Here is a 13,348-nt window from a genome sequence, read left to right as displayed (position 1 = left end):
GCCCATCTTGATTTCGATCAATCTTTGAGCCGGTTGGTTGCCGGCACATGCCGGTGATGCACTACCCGCCCTGCCCGCTGATCGCGGCAAGCGCCCCGGCCACGGTCGTGCTCACGTCGATGACGGCCAGTTCGCCGGGCACGGTATTGGTGGTCACCAGCCGGGTGACGCCGGCATCATGAAGCGCAGCCCGCGACTTGCGGGCCAGCAGCCCATGTACCGCCACGGCGACCGGTGCGCACCGCCCCCATTGCTCGCGCACGCTCCGCGCCGTATCGATCAGGGTCTGTCCGGATGCGACGATGTCGTCCAGCAGCACCGGCGTATGCCCGCGCCAGCGCGCCAGCGACGGCAGTCGCACGCTGACCTCGCGGTCGCCCCGCCGCTGCTTGCGCGCGATCACGCATGGGGCATCCAGTGATCCGGCCACCGCCTTTGCCCATTGCGCGCTTTCGCCATCGGGGCCGATCAGAAGCGGCATGCGCACGTTGGCGCGAATCCACTCAGCCAGGTCCGGCGCTGCCGTGACGACCACGGTACGGCAGTCAAATATCTGCGCGAGGTCGTGGATGCGGTGCAGGTGCGGATCGACGGTCAGCACCCAGTCGAAAGCCCCGCCCAGCAGCTTGCCCATCACCCGTGCCGAGACCGCCTCGCCCGGATGGAATCGCCGGTCCTGGCGCATGTAGCCCAGGTACGGCGCCACCAGTCCGACCTGCCTTGCGCCCAGCTCCCGCGCGGTGGCTGCCGCCGCCAGCAGTGGAAAGAGTTTGGCGTCGGGCCGGTTGAGCGAGCAGAGCAACGCCACGGTCCCGCGCGGCGGCGTTGCCAGGCGCAGCAGCGATTCGCCGTCGGGAAACCGGTGCAGCTCCAGTTCGCCGCGCTGCCAGCCCGCATGGCGGCAGAGAGCCCTGGCGAAGGCCGCGTTGCCCGGCAGTGCATACAGCATGCTCATGCGCCCATGTCCCTGTGAGAGGTGTCCAGGGAAACGATGTCCGGGTGGCGCAAGACGTACTCCAGCGCATAGGCAAGTTCGCCCGGACTCTGCGCATGCAAGGTGAAAAGCGGTTGACCGCGGGCCACCGGGTCGCCCAGGCGCACGTCGATGACCAGGCCGGCCAGCGGCGAGAACGGCGCGCCGGCCAGCTTCGCCGCTTGGGCGAGGCGGCGATTGTCGATGGCTTCGACGCTGCCTTCGCGGGTGGCCACCACCGAGTGCCGATACGGGGCAACGCCCGGGCTGCGCAGGCCGCCCTGGGCCTCGCAGATCGCCTGGAACTGGCGCCAGGCCTGTCCGGAATCCAGGCACTCGCGCGCCATCGCCAACGACTGCGGTGCCTCGACGCAGCCCGTGGTTGCCAGCACCACGGCGGCAAGCTCAAGTGCACGCTGGCGCAGGTCCAGCGGCTGTCCCGGCCGGTTCTGCAGCACGGCAAGCACGTCATGCGCTTCCAGCGCAGGTCCCACGCCACGACCAACCGGCTGCAAGCCGTCGGTCCGCAATGCCGTGAGGCCCAGGCCGAAGCGGGCGGCCACCGCGCGCAGCATCCGCTCGAGTGTGCGGGCATGGCGAGCCTGGCGCACTTTCGCAGTGGGGCCGACCGGTATGTCGATCACCACGTGGGTCGAGCCGGCGGCGATTTTCTTCGAGAGGATCGACGCGACCAGTTGCCCGGGGCTGTCGATGTCCAGCGCCCGCTCGATGCGGATCAGCACGTCATCCACCGGCGCCAGGTTGATCGCCCCACCCCACACGAGGCACCCACCCGTGCGCTCGACGGTGCAGCGCATGCGAGTGATGTCCAGGTCCACCGTCGTCAGCACCGCCATGGTGTCGGCGGTCCCTGCGGGAGACGTGATGGCTCGCGAGGAGGTCTTGGGCATGATCAGCCCCAGCGCGGTGACGATGGCGACCACGATGGGCGTGGTGCGGTTTCCCGGCAGCCCGCCGATGCAGTGCTTGTCCACCACGACGGGGTTGGGCCACGCAAGTCGCGCGCCGGTATCCACCATGGCGCCGGTCAACGCAGCCACTTCGTCCAGAGCGAGGTGGTCGCCGCTGCAGCCGGCGATGAAAGCCGCCATCTGGATGCTGGAGTAGCGCTGCGCCGCGATGTCCGTGACGATCGCGCGCAGCTCGACCTCGGTCAGCGCGCGCCCGTAGAGCTTGGCCCGGACACTCGAGAGCGATTCGACGGCGGGAGGATGAGCCAGGGTCACGTAGTCGGACTCGGCCGGCTGCAGGCCCGACCAGGCCGATTCGGACAATCCGATCTGGTCCGGCGCCAGCCCGTCGCCCTGCATGATCGCAAGCGTCGCCATCAGCTGGCGGTTGCCCAGGCTGAGCTGCAGGCGCGAGTGCGGACCGAAGCCCTCGCCACGGCAGGCGGACGAGCCATGCGGGAGATAGGCGACGTGTTCGCCGCCGGTATCGATGCCGACGCGATGCGGGCGCAGTCGCTCGCCCGTGAGCGGCGGGTCAGGCAAGGGCGCGGCGGGCACGCGGGCCTCCCGGAGAAGGGCGCGAGCGCAGGTGGGTCGGGTATCGGGCTGGTCGATACCCCGGCCTGGCGGGAACGACCGGCACATCCTCCGTGCCCACGATGTCCACCAGGCCCCTGCCGGGGTCGGGAATGCCGACGACGATCGCGTCCGGCCTGCCGAGCGGCAGTGGCATGGCCGCGACCCGGCGGTCGGAGCATTGCCGACGCATGGCGCGACGGATGCCCATGTTGAAGACCCGCATGGGTGCTTGTCCTGCAGCTGCAGTTGCCGGCAAGCATCATCGTTTTCCGGCGGACTCGGGTTGACCAGGATCAAATCGCGCACCGTGTTCTGTTGACCGGCATCAATATGGGCGGCTCGCACGCGTCGCTATCCTCCGATGACATGTCCGCTGTGCCGGAGAGAGCCATGAAGAAGACCTGGGTGCTGGTCGCCGACAGCGAAAAGGCGCGTCTGTTCGAATTCGAGGTGTCGGGACCCATGGGTGGAAACGACCTGCCTGGTGAATCCCGAGACACCCCATGGCGAGCCGACCGGGCGGCTGCCGCGGGTTCAGGAGAGCGTCGGGCACGCCCGCCACGCGATCGAGCCGCGTACCGACGAGAGAGACAAGGCGGCCATGCGCTTCGCCTCGGCCATCGTCGCAACGCTGCAGGCCGCCCATGAGGCGCGGCGCTTCCAGGCGCTGGTCCTCGTGGCGGCACCCCGTTTCCTCGGCGTCCTGCACAGGCACCTGGACAAGTCCCTGCAGCAGTGCGTGAGCCGTGAAATCCGGCACAACCTGACCGGCCTGGACAGTGCCGGCATCCGCGGCTACCTGCTTGGATGAACGCGACCGGCGCGGGAAACGGCCGGGGCGGGTTCGTCGCACGTCTTCCGCGCGTGCACCCGCATCGAGGAACGGCCCCGGCACGGCAGTTTCCCCGGTGGCCGCGGGGTTGCGGCCTCCGGCACCCCAGGCGCGCAAACCTGGCCGGCACCCCGCGCCCGCCGACGCAGCCTCCCGGGCCGTCACGCAGCCGTCCCTGCACCGGTATATATTCGAACGGCTTCGCGAAGACGGATTTTCCCGCAGACCTGACCAGTCAATGTCGCGCCAGGCCACTCCCACAAGCGACGGGAGCTTCAGTGCTGCAACAGGACCCCGACCAAGAGAGAACGCCACTCCGGCAGGCCCACTTGCTGGTGGTTGACGACGATCGCGAGGTCAGCGCACTGCTCCGGCGCTATTTCTCCGGGCAAGGCTTTCGAGTGACCGCGGTCGGCAATGGCTCCGACATGCTGGCGCTCCTGGCCGAGGCCACGATCGACCTGGTGCTGCTCGACCTGGGACTGCCCGGCGAAGACGGCCTGGAGCTGACCCGCTACCTGCACGAGCACTGGCGTGGCCCGGTGATCATCGTCACCGGACGGGGGGATTCGATCGACCGCATCGTGGGGCTGGAAGTCGGAGCGGACGACTACGTGACCAAGCCTTTCGAACTGCGCGAACTGCTGGCACGCATCCGCAGCGTCCTTCGCCGCTACGGCGAACACCCTCGCCCGTCCGTTTCGCGCTCGGTGGTCTACCGGTTCGCCGGCTACCGGCTGGAGGTCGACAGCCGCAACCTGATTGCTCCCTCCGGCCAGAGCGTGCCATTGACCAGCGGCGAGTATGCGCTGCTGAAGGTGCTGGTGACCCACGCCAACCGGGTAATGTTCCGCGATGAGCTGATGAATCACCTGTACGGGCGCAATGCCGGCCCCTACGACCGCGCCGTGGACGTCCAGATCGGGCGCCTGCGGCGCAAGATCGAACCCGACCCGGCCGTCCCCGTGCTGATCAAGTCCGTGCGCAGCGCCGGCTACATCTTCAGCGACACGGTACGCCCGGAGTAGCGCCATGCCATTCGCCGGCATCCCGGACCACGACGACCTGTTCCGCGCGCTCTTCGAGACGGCGCCGGACGCGATGATCGTGGTCGACATGGCCGGCGACATCATCCTGGCCAATCCGCAGGCCGACCGGCTGTTCGGCTACGCGAGCAACGGGCTGGCGGGGCTGCGGGTCGAGAACCTGCTGCCGGAAAGTGCCCGTGCCGCGCACGTGGCGCATCGCGCCTGCTACACGGCGCAACCGCGGGTCCGGCCGATGGGCGCGGGCCATGAGCTGACCGGCCTGCGGCGCGATGGCGGAACCTTTCCGGTAGAGATCGCACTGAGTCCGATCGGGCACGGTCTCTACGCCGCATCCATTCGCGACATCTCCCAATCCCAACGTGCCCGTCTGGCATTGCAGCGCGCACAACGCGACAGCGACCTGGCCGAGCTGGGAAGGTTGCTCGAATCCACCCGCAACGGATCGCTCCGGGTCGCGGCGTCGGCCCTCATCGCGCGGGCGCTGGAAATCGACGCGGCGCTGGTGGCCGTTGGCCTCCCCGGCGGCAAGGCGCTGCCGATCCGCTCGTCCAGCGGCGTCGCGCCGAGTCTGCTCGATGCACTGGCCGACGCCTTCGTTCGCGACGACCTGGCGGCGCACCTGGCGGGAAGGCAGCACATGGACGCGTGGGTGCTGGCGCGGGAGCCCAAGGGGGAGCTGCCGGCCGTACGTGAAGCATTGGCGTCCCATGACTATGGCGATGCGGCGATCATGCCGCTGCTGGACCAGCACGAGGCGACCGGCGCCTTGCTCGCACTTTCCCGCGAGGCGGCCGGCTGGAACAGCGGGCAGCTGCATTTCCTGGAGCTGGCCGCCAACATGCTCGCCATGGCGGTGCAGCGCAGTCGCAGGGAAGAACAGCTTGCCCACGCCCAGCGGCTCGACGCGCTGGGCCAGCTTACCGGCGGCATCGCGCATGACTTCAACAATCAGCTGACGATCGTCTCGGGCAACCTGCAGATACTCGATGCCGAGTACGGCGGCACGGCCGATGCCCGGAAGATGATCGACAGCGCGTTGCGCGCGGTCGACCGCTGCGTCAACCTGACCCGCAAGCTGCTGGGTTTCTCCCGCCACCGCACGCTGTCACCCCGTGGCTTGCGGCCCCAGCAGGTATTCGGCGAGCTGGGCGAAATGCTGGTGCACACGCTCGGCACCGGCGTCCATGTCGAGTTCGACTGCCCGCCGACGGTTCCTCGCGTCTACGCCGACCACGGCGAACTGGAGGCGGCACTGGTCAATCTCGCGATCAACGCACGCGACGCCATGCCGGAGGGCGGCACCTTGCGCATCAGCGCCCGCGTGCGCGACATCCTGGCCGGCGCGGATGGCGCCTTGCCGCCGGGTCCGTACGTGGCCTTGCTGGTGGAAGACAGCGGCACCGGCATGACGCGTGAAGTACTCGACCGCGCGAAGGAGCCCTTCTTCACCACCAAGGGCGCCGGCAAGGGCAGCGGCCTCGGGTTGAGCATGGTGTACGGCTTCGCCAGGCAATCGGGTGGCCGCCTGACCATCGGCAGCCATCCCGGCCGCGGTACGCGTGTGGAGATCCTGCTGCCGACGGCGACACCCGAAGGAGAGGTCGGCGAGGCACGCACCCCCGGCAGTGCCACCCAGGGACATGCGCGGGTACTGGTGGTGGACGAGCCAGGCATGTGCGAAGTGGCCGTCCGTTTCCTCCACTCGCTGGGCTACGACACGCTCGAGGCCAGCGACGCCAGGCAGGCGCTCGAGCTGTTGCGCGGTGACCACGGGATCGGGCTCGTGTTCTCCGACGCGGTCCTTGCCAACGCCGCCGCCGGGTTCGAGCTGGTGTGCGAGGCCCGGCGCCTGCGCCCGGGGCTGCCCGTACTGCTGACCTCCGGCCGCGAGCCTGGCGCCAGCGGTTCCGGCGAAGCCCTGCCCGGCGACGTCAGGCTTCTGCCCAAACCCTATCGGGTGGAGCAGTTGGGTGAAGCGCTGGCGCAGGCGCTGGAAAGCGGGCGGGTGTGATCCACCTCAGTGGATGGTGCCGCCCTGTCCGGCCATGCGGCGCAGCCCGTCTACATCGAGCAGGCGGATTTCGCGCCGATGCACCTCAACGCACTGGAGCCGGTCGAGTTTCGACAGCGCCCGGGTCACGGTCTCGTGCTTCAGGCCCAGGAAGCTTGCGATGTCGGCGCGGCCCATGCGGAGCAGGAAGTGGTGCGCGCTGAAGCCGAGGCGCCGGTGGCGCTCGGCCATGTCCACCAGGAAGGCAGCCACGCGCTGTTCGGCCGTGAGCGTCCCCATGGCCAGCATCCACGCACGGTCGGCGCGGATTTCCCTGGCCAGCGCCGCGGTCAGGCGGCTCTGCAGCTCGGGCATGTGCAGGCAGGCGTGGAGTACCGGCGGATAGGGCAATTCCCATATCTCGCTGTGGTCCAGCGCCACGACGTCGCACGAGTAGTGGGCCAGGCCGATCGACTCGACGCCCACCAGGTCGCCGTGCATGCGAAAACCGGTCACCCGCTCGCGGCCATCCTCGGACAGCTCGCAGCTCTTCAGGAAGCCGGCGTGCACCAGATAGATGGCACGGAACGGCTGTCCGGCCCGGTAAGCATGCTGCCCCGCTGCAAGCTTGCGGCGCACGACCTGCACGTGGAGCGACAACTGCTCGACGTCGATCGGGTCCATCGCAGCCACGTCGTGCTGCACGGGGGCAAGGGCAGGATTCCACGTACGGGAAACGACGGCGTTCATGGAAGGCTCCGGTTTGTCTGCGGATGCCAGACTAGCCAGCCCGCGCCACCAGACGACGACGATCGTGCAACCCCGTGTAACGGTCGGTAACAAAAGCGTGTTCAGTCAGGGACCAGCACCGCCGCGCCCCCGAAGCGGCCATGACGCAGGTCGTCGAGTGCCTGGTTAGCCGCTTCCAGCGGATAGCGCCTGGTCGTGGCGTGGACGCGCGCTGCCGCGGCTGCGGCGAAGAAGGCCCGGGCATCCGCGCGCGTCAGGTTGGCGACTGAAACCAACTCCCGCTCCCCCCACAAGAGCCGGTAGGGAAACTCGGGGATGTCGGACATGTGGATGCCGCCGCATACCACCCGGCCGCCCTTGCGCACGGCCTTGAGCGCCAGCGGCACGAGCTCGCCGGCCGGAGCGAAGATGATCGCGGCATCGAGCGGCACGAGCGGCGCGGCATCGGCATCACCAGCCCAGCTGGCGCCCTGCGAGCGGGCGAAGGATTGTGCCGCCAGATCGCCCGGCCGGGTGAACGCATGCACCTGACGGCCCTGGTGCCGCGCGACCTGGGTTATCAGGTGGGCGGCGGCGCCAAAGCCGTAGATGCCGAGGTTTCTCGCCTGACCCGCCCTGCACAGCGCACGCCAACCGATCAGGCCCGCGCACAGCAGCGGTGCGGTCGCGACCGGATCGGCCGTATCGGCCAGCGGGATGCAAAAACCGGCACGAGCCACCAGCTGGCTGGCGAACCCGCCCGGTCGCGTATAACCGGTGAAGCCGGGGGCGTCACACAGGTTCTCGCGGCCATCGCGGCAGTACTCGCACTCGCCGCAGGTCGAGCCCAGCCAGGGCACGCCCATGCGCTGGCCTAGCGTGAAGCCCTCCACGCCTGCCCCCAACCGGTCGATGCGACCGACCACCTCATGCCCGGGCACCACCGGCAGCGTCACGCCAGGCAGCTCGCCATCGACCACGTGCAGGTCGGTGCGGCACACACCGCAGGCTTCCACACGCAACCTGACTTCGCCGGCCCCCGGTTCCGGATCTGCCAGCTGCCGCAAAACGAGCGGACGGCCGACCTGTTCGAGCAGCATGGCGCGCATGCATGGATCTCAATAACGCAACAGCACGGGCAGCCGCGCGTTGGACAGCACGTGTCGGGTGGCGCCGCCCAGCGCCCATTCGCTGAAGCGGCTGCGGCCATACGCACCCATCACCAGCAGATCGGCGTGGAACCGGTCGGCCTGCTCCAGCAGCGCCTCGCCCGCGTCGCGCTCATGCGTGAGCAGGTCCCGCGAGCGCACATGGATGCCGTGGCGGTCGAGATAGGCGTCAACGTCGAACGGCGGCTTCCAGCTCACCTCCTGGAATGTCTCCTTCGGCGCGCCGCGCAACAGCAGCACTTCGTTTGCCTGCCGCAGCAGAGGCAAGGCCGCATGCACCGCGCGCACCGCGCCGGCGGCGCCGTTCCAGGCAATGGCGATGCGCGCCAGCGATACGGTCTGCACCGGTTGCGGCGGCACCACGATGCACGGCAGCCCCACCGCCATGATCACCGAAGCCAGATCCGAGGGCGTCGCCCAGGTGCGGTCCGGGTGGTGCTCCAGCACGAGCAGGTCGTGCCAGCATGCGATCCGCGCCATCGCATCGACCAGGTTGCCCTGCCCCACCACCCAGGCGGCATGCTTGATGCCCATGCGATTCGCCCAGCTGACGAAGGGGAGCTCGGCGGCCAGCGCGCTGGCCTCGAGAGCGCGGGCGGTCTCCAGCACCGCCTCGACGAGTTCCGGCGAGCCGAAACTGGGCGACGCGTAGAGCGGCGACGGATAGACGTACGCACCGGTGACCGAAGCCTGCATCAGCGCCGCCAGGCGCGTACCGTACTGTGCGCCGCGTGACCAGCTCTCGAAGTCGATGGTGTTGACGAGGATGTCGTACATGGCTGCCCCCAGGGCGTGGCGCTACCCCGGTGGGGCCGCGTCGCCAAGACACTAGGCGATCGGCAAACACGGCATGTGATGCAGGTCAACTGGACGGCGAGTGCGCCCGTCCCTGCGCCGGAGTGATCCAGGTCAAAACCGCGCCCACGGGGTGCGGCACGCTGCACCCGTACGAATCCGGTTTGACAGAAGGGCGCTCCCGTGCGTGACATCCTGGCCCACAGCCCAGATTATTTTTCCTGGCACGGCAACGTCCGCTATGCCGCGCAGCTGGCGGCTGCGATCCAGGCGTCGCTGACGGGCCTGTTTGTCACGCCGCCCGGCACGCCCATTCCCGCCCCTCCGCGGCTGGCCGCGGAAATGGCCGCCTACGTGCACGACGAACTGCAGCAGGCGGTGCTGGCCGGCCGCGACTTCGCGGCATGGGCGGCACGGTGGGGGGTGGCGGACGCCCGCTGGCAAGTTGCCTTGGGACCGGCATCCGATGCCCTGGCGATGGCCGGCAACTGGCACGACCTGATCGTGTTGCAGGGCAATGCCTCATCCGGCGACCCGCAGGAACGCGTGATCTGCGACGTCCTGCTCTCCGGCACCCCTTGCATCGTGGTGCCGCACGCCAACGTCGCCCAGGGCCTCCCGGTACATGTCATGGTGGCCTGGGACGGCTCCCCCACATCCAGCCGCGCACTGCACGCCGCGCTGCCCTTGCTGCAATCGGCGCAGGTGGTGTCCTTGTCGCAACCCGCCGCGGGGTCGACGCAGGCGCAGCACACCGACGCGCTCTCGCACCTGTGCGCGCGCGGCGTGCGCGTGGGTACCGTGGAAACCATCGACGGCACCGACGAGATGGCCGGCGAACAGTTGCTCGCTTATGCGAACGCTACCCGGGCGGACCTGATCGTGATGGGCGCGCGCGGATGCCGGCGGCTGGGACAACGAAGCCTGGGCACGTCCACGAGCATCGTGCTGACCCAGGCCCATCTGCCGGTATTCCTGAAGAACTGAGCAAGAAAAGGGGGCGCCGACGCGCCCCCCTTGGGGTCGAAGCCTGTGGGGTCGAAGCCTAGACGATGCGGACCCGGTTCTCCACCGTGCGCACACCAGGCGCCGACCAGGCCGCCCGTTCGACGGCCTGGCGTTCCTCCCAGTCGTCCACGCGGCCCTCGATGGCCACGGCACCGTCGGCATTGACGTCCACCTTGATCCGCCCGGCCTCCACTTCCGCATGTCGCTTGAGCGCGTCGACGATGTTCTTGCGCACGTCGCCCGCCTGCACGCGCGGAACAACCATGATGTTGTTGGAGACACCCGTCACGCCGGAAAGCTTGCGCACGTCAGCCTCGGCCGCTTGCCGCTGATAATTCCAGGGCACCTCGCCGCTCAGGGTCACCCAGCCAGCGGAGACCTTGATGTGGATGCGGTCGGAAAGCGTCAAGTCATCCCAGGCCAGGATGTCGAGGGCACGCTTGGCGATGTCGTCGTCGCTGAGTTTCTTGTCGCCCGGAAGTTCGACATGGATGTTCTGGGCGATCGCCTTGACTCCGTTGACGCGCCAGGCCGCGCGTTCGGCAGCGATCTTCTGGGTATAGCTCGAAACATGCCCGGTCAACGTCACTACGCCGTCCTTGGCCATGACCGCAATGTTCGACGCATCGACGCTCGGCTCGAAGTCCAGTTCTTCAAGCACGCTGTCCCTCAGGCTCAGGTCGTTCATGGCACACCTCGTTGTCTGTGGCGGGAATGCCATTGAGCCACCACGGGGCAAGTGCCACTTGAGCAGGATCAAGTCTTTCGCACGTGGGGCCATCGCCATCAACAAGGGTCCGGTCGGCCAAGCTCCGGATGCCAAAAGGTCCGGTCATCCCCGGGCCGCCGTGCGCAGCGGGCGACGCCTCAGGCCAGCGTCGTGCCCGCCACCTGCGGGTCGCCCGGATCACCGGCGCCCGGCAGCCGTTCGACGCCGTAGCCGGCGGCGTCCCATGCCTCCAGTCCGCCGAGCAGCGGCCGCACCCGGCGGTAACCCTGGGCGATCAGTACCTTTGCCGCGCGCGCGGCGGATACCTCGTTCGGGCAGTTGCAGTAGAGCACCAGCTCGCGGTCGAGCGGGATGTCGTGGACGGTGCGATCGATGCCCTGCGCATCGACCAGCAGCGCGCCGGGCACGACGCGGGTGTCGAGCTGGCGCGAGGCCTCGGGCCGCACGTCGACCACCACCGGGGCGCGCTCGGTACGCATCGCCTGGTGCAACTCGTCGACCGTGATGCGCGCCATCCGCAATGTGTGCAGCAGCCGGCGCCGTTGCCACCAGCGCGCCAGCACGTACAGGACCAGCAGCGCCAGCAGCAGCTGGATCGCCAGCGTGCCGGCGCTGGCGACAGCGGACAGCACGCGGTCGACGCTCGCGGCAAAGGTGTAGCCCAGCCCGGTCCACAGCGCGGCCCACAGCAGCGACCCCAGCCCGTCGAACAGCACGAACAGAGGCCAGCGCAGCCTCATCGCGCCCACCAGCGACGACCCCACGGTCGACAGCCCCGGCACGAACTTGGCGACCAGCAACACCTGCCCGCGCCAGCGCTGGAAACGAAGTTCCGAGCGTTGCACGCAGGAGTCCGGCGACAGCGAGATGCGGCACAGCAGGCGCATCACCCCGGCACCGTAGCGCCGGCCGGCGACGTACCAGAACGAATCGCCGAGCAGGCAGCCCGCCACCACCGCGGCCATCGTGCCGGCCAGCGCCAGCGGCCCGCCGGCGGCCGCCAGCGAACCGGCCACCACCAGCGTGGGCACGGCCGGCAGCGGCGCGCCCAACTGGGTCACCAGCACGTTGAGGAACACCAGCAGCACGCCGTACTGCGCCATCAGCGCGATGATTTCGTGAGCCATCGGAGCAGTACTCGATGCAGCGAAGCCGCCGAGACTCCATCATTGGTCCGCCGATCGGCCAATGCAAACCCTGGCGCAGGCCCATCGCGCACCGCGGGCACGGCCCGCCGGCCCTTCGCGATCCCGACAAACGGCGGGCAGTGCCCGCCCTATGCCGGCTGGGCTTCGCCGGCGGCCTGGCGACCGATCCGGCGCGAGCCGACGATCACCAGCGGCAACCACAACAGGGTGAACGCGGCGGCACACGCAAACACGCCATCCGGGCCGAGCCGCCCCAGCGCAATGCCGCCGAGCGCGCCGCCGACGAAGGCGCCGATGAACTGGCTGGTCGAATACGCGCCCATCGCCGCGCCGCGCAGATGCCCTGGCGCCAGCCGCGAGACCAGGCTGGGCAGCGCGGCCTCCAGCAGGTTGAAGGCGGAGAAGAACACCGCCGCGGCCACGCCGAACGCGGCCAGGTGGCTGCCGGACAGCGCAAAGCCGAGCAGCGCCAGCCCGATCGCCACCACGCAGACCGTCACGATGCGCAGGCTCTGCGCCACCTCGCGCATGTGGTGCAGGCTCGCGCCCATCACGAACGCGGCGACCGTCATCACCGGCAGGTACAGCTCCCAGTGCCGGTTCACCGGCAGGTGCAAGGTGTTCGCCAGCAACAGCGGCAGGCCGACGAAGCTGGCGGTGAGCAGCGCGTGCAGGAAGAACACCGAACCGTTCAACACCAGCATGCGGCCGTCGCGCAGCATGGCCAGCACGGCCCCGAAACCCGCCGCCGCCGGCGCCTGGGCGCGCGCCGGCGTGGGCACGATCAGCCACAACAGCGCCAGCGAAACCAGCGCCAGGATCGAGGTGGCGGCGAACAGCCCGGGCAAGCCGGCGACCGCCTCCAGCGGCGGCCCCAGGATCAGCGCCAGCAGGAACGCCAGCCCGATCGACACGCCGATGATGCCCATCGCCTTGCCGCGGTTTTCCTCCGCGGTGAGGTCCGCCGCCAGCGCGATGCCGGCGCCGGCCACCGCGCCCATGCCCTGCACCGCGCGGCCGACCACGATGCCGGCCAGCGTATGCGACATGGCCGCGATCAGTCCGCCGATGGCGAACAGGATCAAGCCGATGGTGATCGCCGGCTTGCGCCCGATCCGGTCCGACAGCAGCCCCAGCGGAATCTGCAGCAGCACCTGGCCGATGCCGTAGACGCCCAGCGCCAGCCCGATCATGAAGCCGGTCGCGTCGGGCATCGCTTTCGCGTACAGCGAAAACACCGGCATGATCAGGAACAGCCCGAACAGGCGCAGGCTGATCACGCAGGCCAGCGTCAACGCACTGCGTCGTTCGAGGCTGGAGAGTTTGCTCACCGGGAAAGAGGTGTCGGGACGGGCATGGCCCGCATTATAGGGGC

The 13,348-nt window shown here is 69.2% G+C and carries 11 protein-coding genes and 1 pseudogene; 4 read left to right on the top strand and 8 right to left on the bottom strand.

What is annotated here, in order from left to right:
- Nucleotides 1–61: 61 nt before the first annotated feature.
- On the bottom strand, nucleotides 62–955 hold the full coding sequence (locus ACFCQI_RS11175) for a ribose-phosphate diphosphokinase (RefSeq protein ID WP_395116671.1): 894 nt from the start codon (nucleotides 953–955) through the stop codon (nucleotides 62–64).
- Complete coding sequence (locus tag ACFCQI_RS11170; RefSeq protein WP_395116669.1) at nucleotides 952–2,502, bottom strand: thymidine phosphorylase family protein; 1,551 nt, start codon at nucleotides 2,500–2,502, stop codon at nucleotides 952–954. Before ACFCQI_RS11170 ends, ACFCQI_RS11175 begins: the two co-directional genes overlap by 4 nt.
- A 466-nt stretch (nucleotides 2,503–2,968) precedes the next feature.
- Between ACFCQI_RS11170 and ACFCQI_RS11165 the strand changes: the two are divergent.
- From ACFCQI_RS11165 to ACFCQI_RS11155, 3 genes and pseudogenes are all read left to right on the top strand, one after another.
- Nucleotides 2,969–3,334, top strand: a pseudogene (locus ACFCQI_RS11165) (host attachment protein); the annotation flags it as partial.
- 356 nt (nucleotides 3,335–3,690) lie between these two features.
- Nucleotides 3,691–4,383 (top strand): response regulator, encoded by a 693-nt coding sequence (locus ACFCQI_RS11160; protein WP_395121343.1) that lies wholly within the window; start codon nucleotides 3,691–3,693, stop codon nucleotides 4,381–4,383.
- Nucleotides 4,384–4,387: 4 nt separating this feature from the next.
- Entirely contained in the window at nucleotides 4,388–6,415 is a 2,028-nt protein-coding gene (locus ACFCQI_RS11155; RefSeq protein ID WP_395116667.1) for a PAS domain S-box protein, read from the top strand.
- A gap of 6 nt (nucleotides 6,416–6,421) precedes the next feature.
- On the opposite strand, the gene ACFCQI_RS11150 is transcribed toward ACFCQI_RS11155, so the two are convergent.
- From ACFCQI_RS11150 to ACFCQI_RS11140, 3 genes are all read right to left on the bottom strand, one after another.
- Nucleotides 6,422–7,144: a Crp/Fnr family transcriptional regulator gene (locus ACFCQI_RS11150; protein WP_395116665.1), complete on the bottom strand. Its 723-nt coding sequence runs from the start codon at nucleotides 7,142–7,144 to the stop codon at nucleotides 6,422–6,424.
- A 101-nt stretch (nucleotides 7,145–7,245) separates the two neighbouring features.
- The gene (locus tag ACFCQI_RS11145; protein WP_395116663.1) at nucleotides 7,246–8,232 is read right to left on the bottom strand and encodes a zinc-dependent alcohol dehydrogenase family protein; all 987 of its coding nucleotides are present in this window, start codon (nucleotides 8,230–8,232) and stop codon (nucleotides 7,246–7,248) included.
- Between the two features lie 9 nt (nucleotides 8,233–8,241).
- On the bottom strand, nucleotides 8,242–9,069 hold the full coding sequence (locus ACFCQI_RS11140; protein ID WP_395116660.1) for a universal stress protein: 828 nt from the start codon (nucleotides 9,067–9,069) through the stop codon (nucleotides 8,242–8,244).
- 201 nt (nucleotides 9,070–9,270) lie between these two features.
- Between ACFCQI_RS11140 and ACFCQI_RS11135 the strand changes: the two genes are divergently transcribed.
- Complete coding sequence (locus tag ACFCQI_RS11135; RefSeq protein WP_395116658.1) at nucleotides 9,271–10,074, top strand: universal stress protein; 804 nt, start codon at nucleotides 9,271–9,273, stop codon at nucleotides 10,072–10,074.
- A gap of 58 nt (nucleotides 10,075–10,132) precedes the next feature.
- Here the strand turns inward: ACFCQI_RS11135 and ACFCQI_RS11130 are convergent, their stop codons facing one another.
- The 3 genes from ACFCQI_RS11130 to ACFCQI_RS11120 form a co-directional block, all read right to left on the bottom strand.
- Nucleotides 10,133–10,783: a BON domain-containing protein gene (locus ACFCQI_RS11130; RefSeq protein WP_395116656.1), complete on the bottom strand. Its 651-nt coding sequence runs from the start codon at nucleotides 10,781–10,783 to the stop codon at nucleotides 10,133–10,135.
- Nucleotides 10,784–10,962: 179 nt separating this feature from the next.
- Nucleotides 10,963–11,952, bottom strand: coding sequence for a DedA family protein/thiosulfate sulfurtransferase GlpE (locus tag ACFCQI_RS11125; RefSeq protein ID WP_395116654.1), 990 nt, complete (start codon nucleotides 11,950–11,952; stop codon nucleotides 10,963–10,965).
- A gap of 149 nt (nucleotides 11,953–12,101) precedes the next feature.
- Nucleotides 12,102–13,304 (bottom strand): MFS transporter, encoded by a 1,203-nt coding sequence (locus tag ACFCQI_RS11120; protein ID WP_395116652.1) that lies wholly within the window; start codon nucleotides 13,302–13,304, stop codon nucleotides 12,102–12,104.
- Nucleotides 13,305–13,348 lie beyond the last annotated feature (44 nt).

The organism is Rhodanobacter sp. FW102-FHT14D06 (assembly GCF_043950705.1).
Taxonomy (GTDB): Bacteria; Pseudomonadota; Gammaproteobacteria; order Xanthomonadales; family Rhodanobacteraceae; genus Rhodanobacter.
This window is presented reverse-complemented; position numbering and strand designations above follow the sequence as displayed.

Excerpts from the sequence above, each read along its gene's own strand:
- ACFCQI_RS11175 (WP_395116671.1), bottom strand. The coding sequence starts at position 955 with ATGAGCATGCTGTATGCACTGCCGGGCAACGCGGCCTTCGCCAGGGCT.
- ACFCQI_RS11155 (WP_395116667.1), top strand. The coding sequence starts at position 4,388 with ATGCCATTCGCCGGCATCCCGGACCACGACGACCTGTTCCGCGCGCTC.
- ACFCQI_RS11150 (WP_395116665.1), bottom strand. The coding sequence starts at position 7,144 with ATGAACGCCGTCGTTTCCCGTACGTGGAATCCTGCCCTTGCCCCCGTG.
- ACFCQI_RS11145 (WP_395116663.1), bottom strand. The coding sequence starts at position 8,232 with ATGCGCGCCATGCTGCTCGAACAGGTCGGCCGTCCGCTCGTTTTGCGG.
- ACFCQI_RS11140 (WP_395116660.1), bottom strand. The coding sequence starts at position 9,069 with ATGTACGACATCCTCGTCAACACCATCGACTTCGAGAGCTGGTCACGC.
- ACFCQI_RS11130 (WP_395116656.1), bottom strand. The coding sequence starts at position 10,783 with ATGAACGACCTGAGCCTGAGGGACAGCGTGCTTGAAGAACTGGACTTC.
- ACFCQI_RS11125 (WP_395116654.1), bottom strand. The coding sequence starts at position 11,952 with ATGGCTCACGAAATCATCGCGCTGATGGCGCAGTACGGCGTGCTGCTG.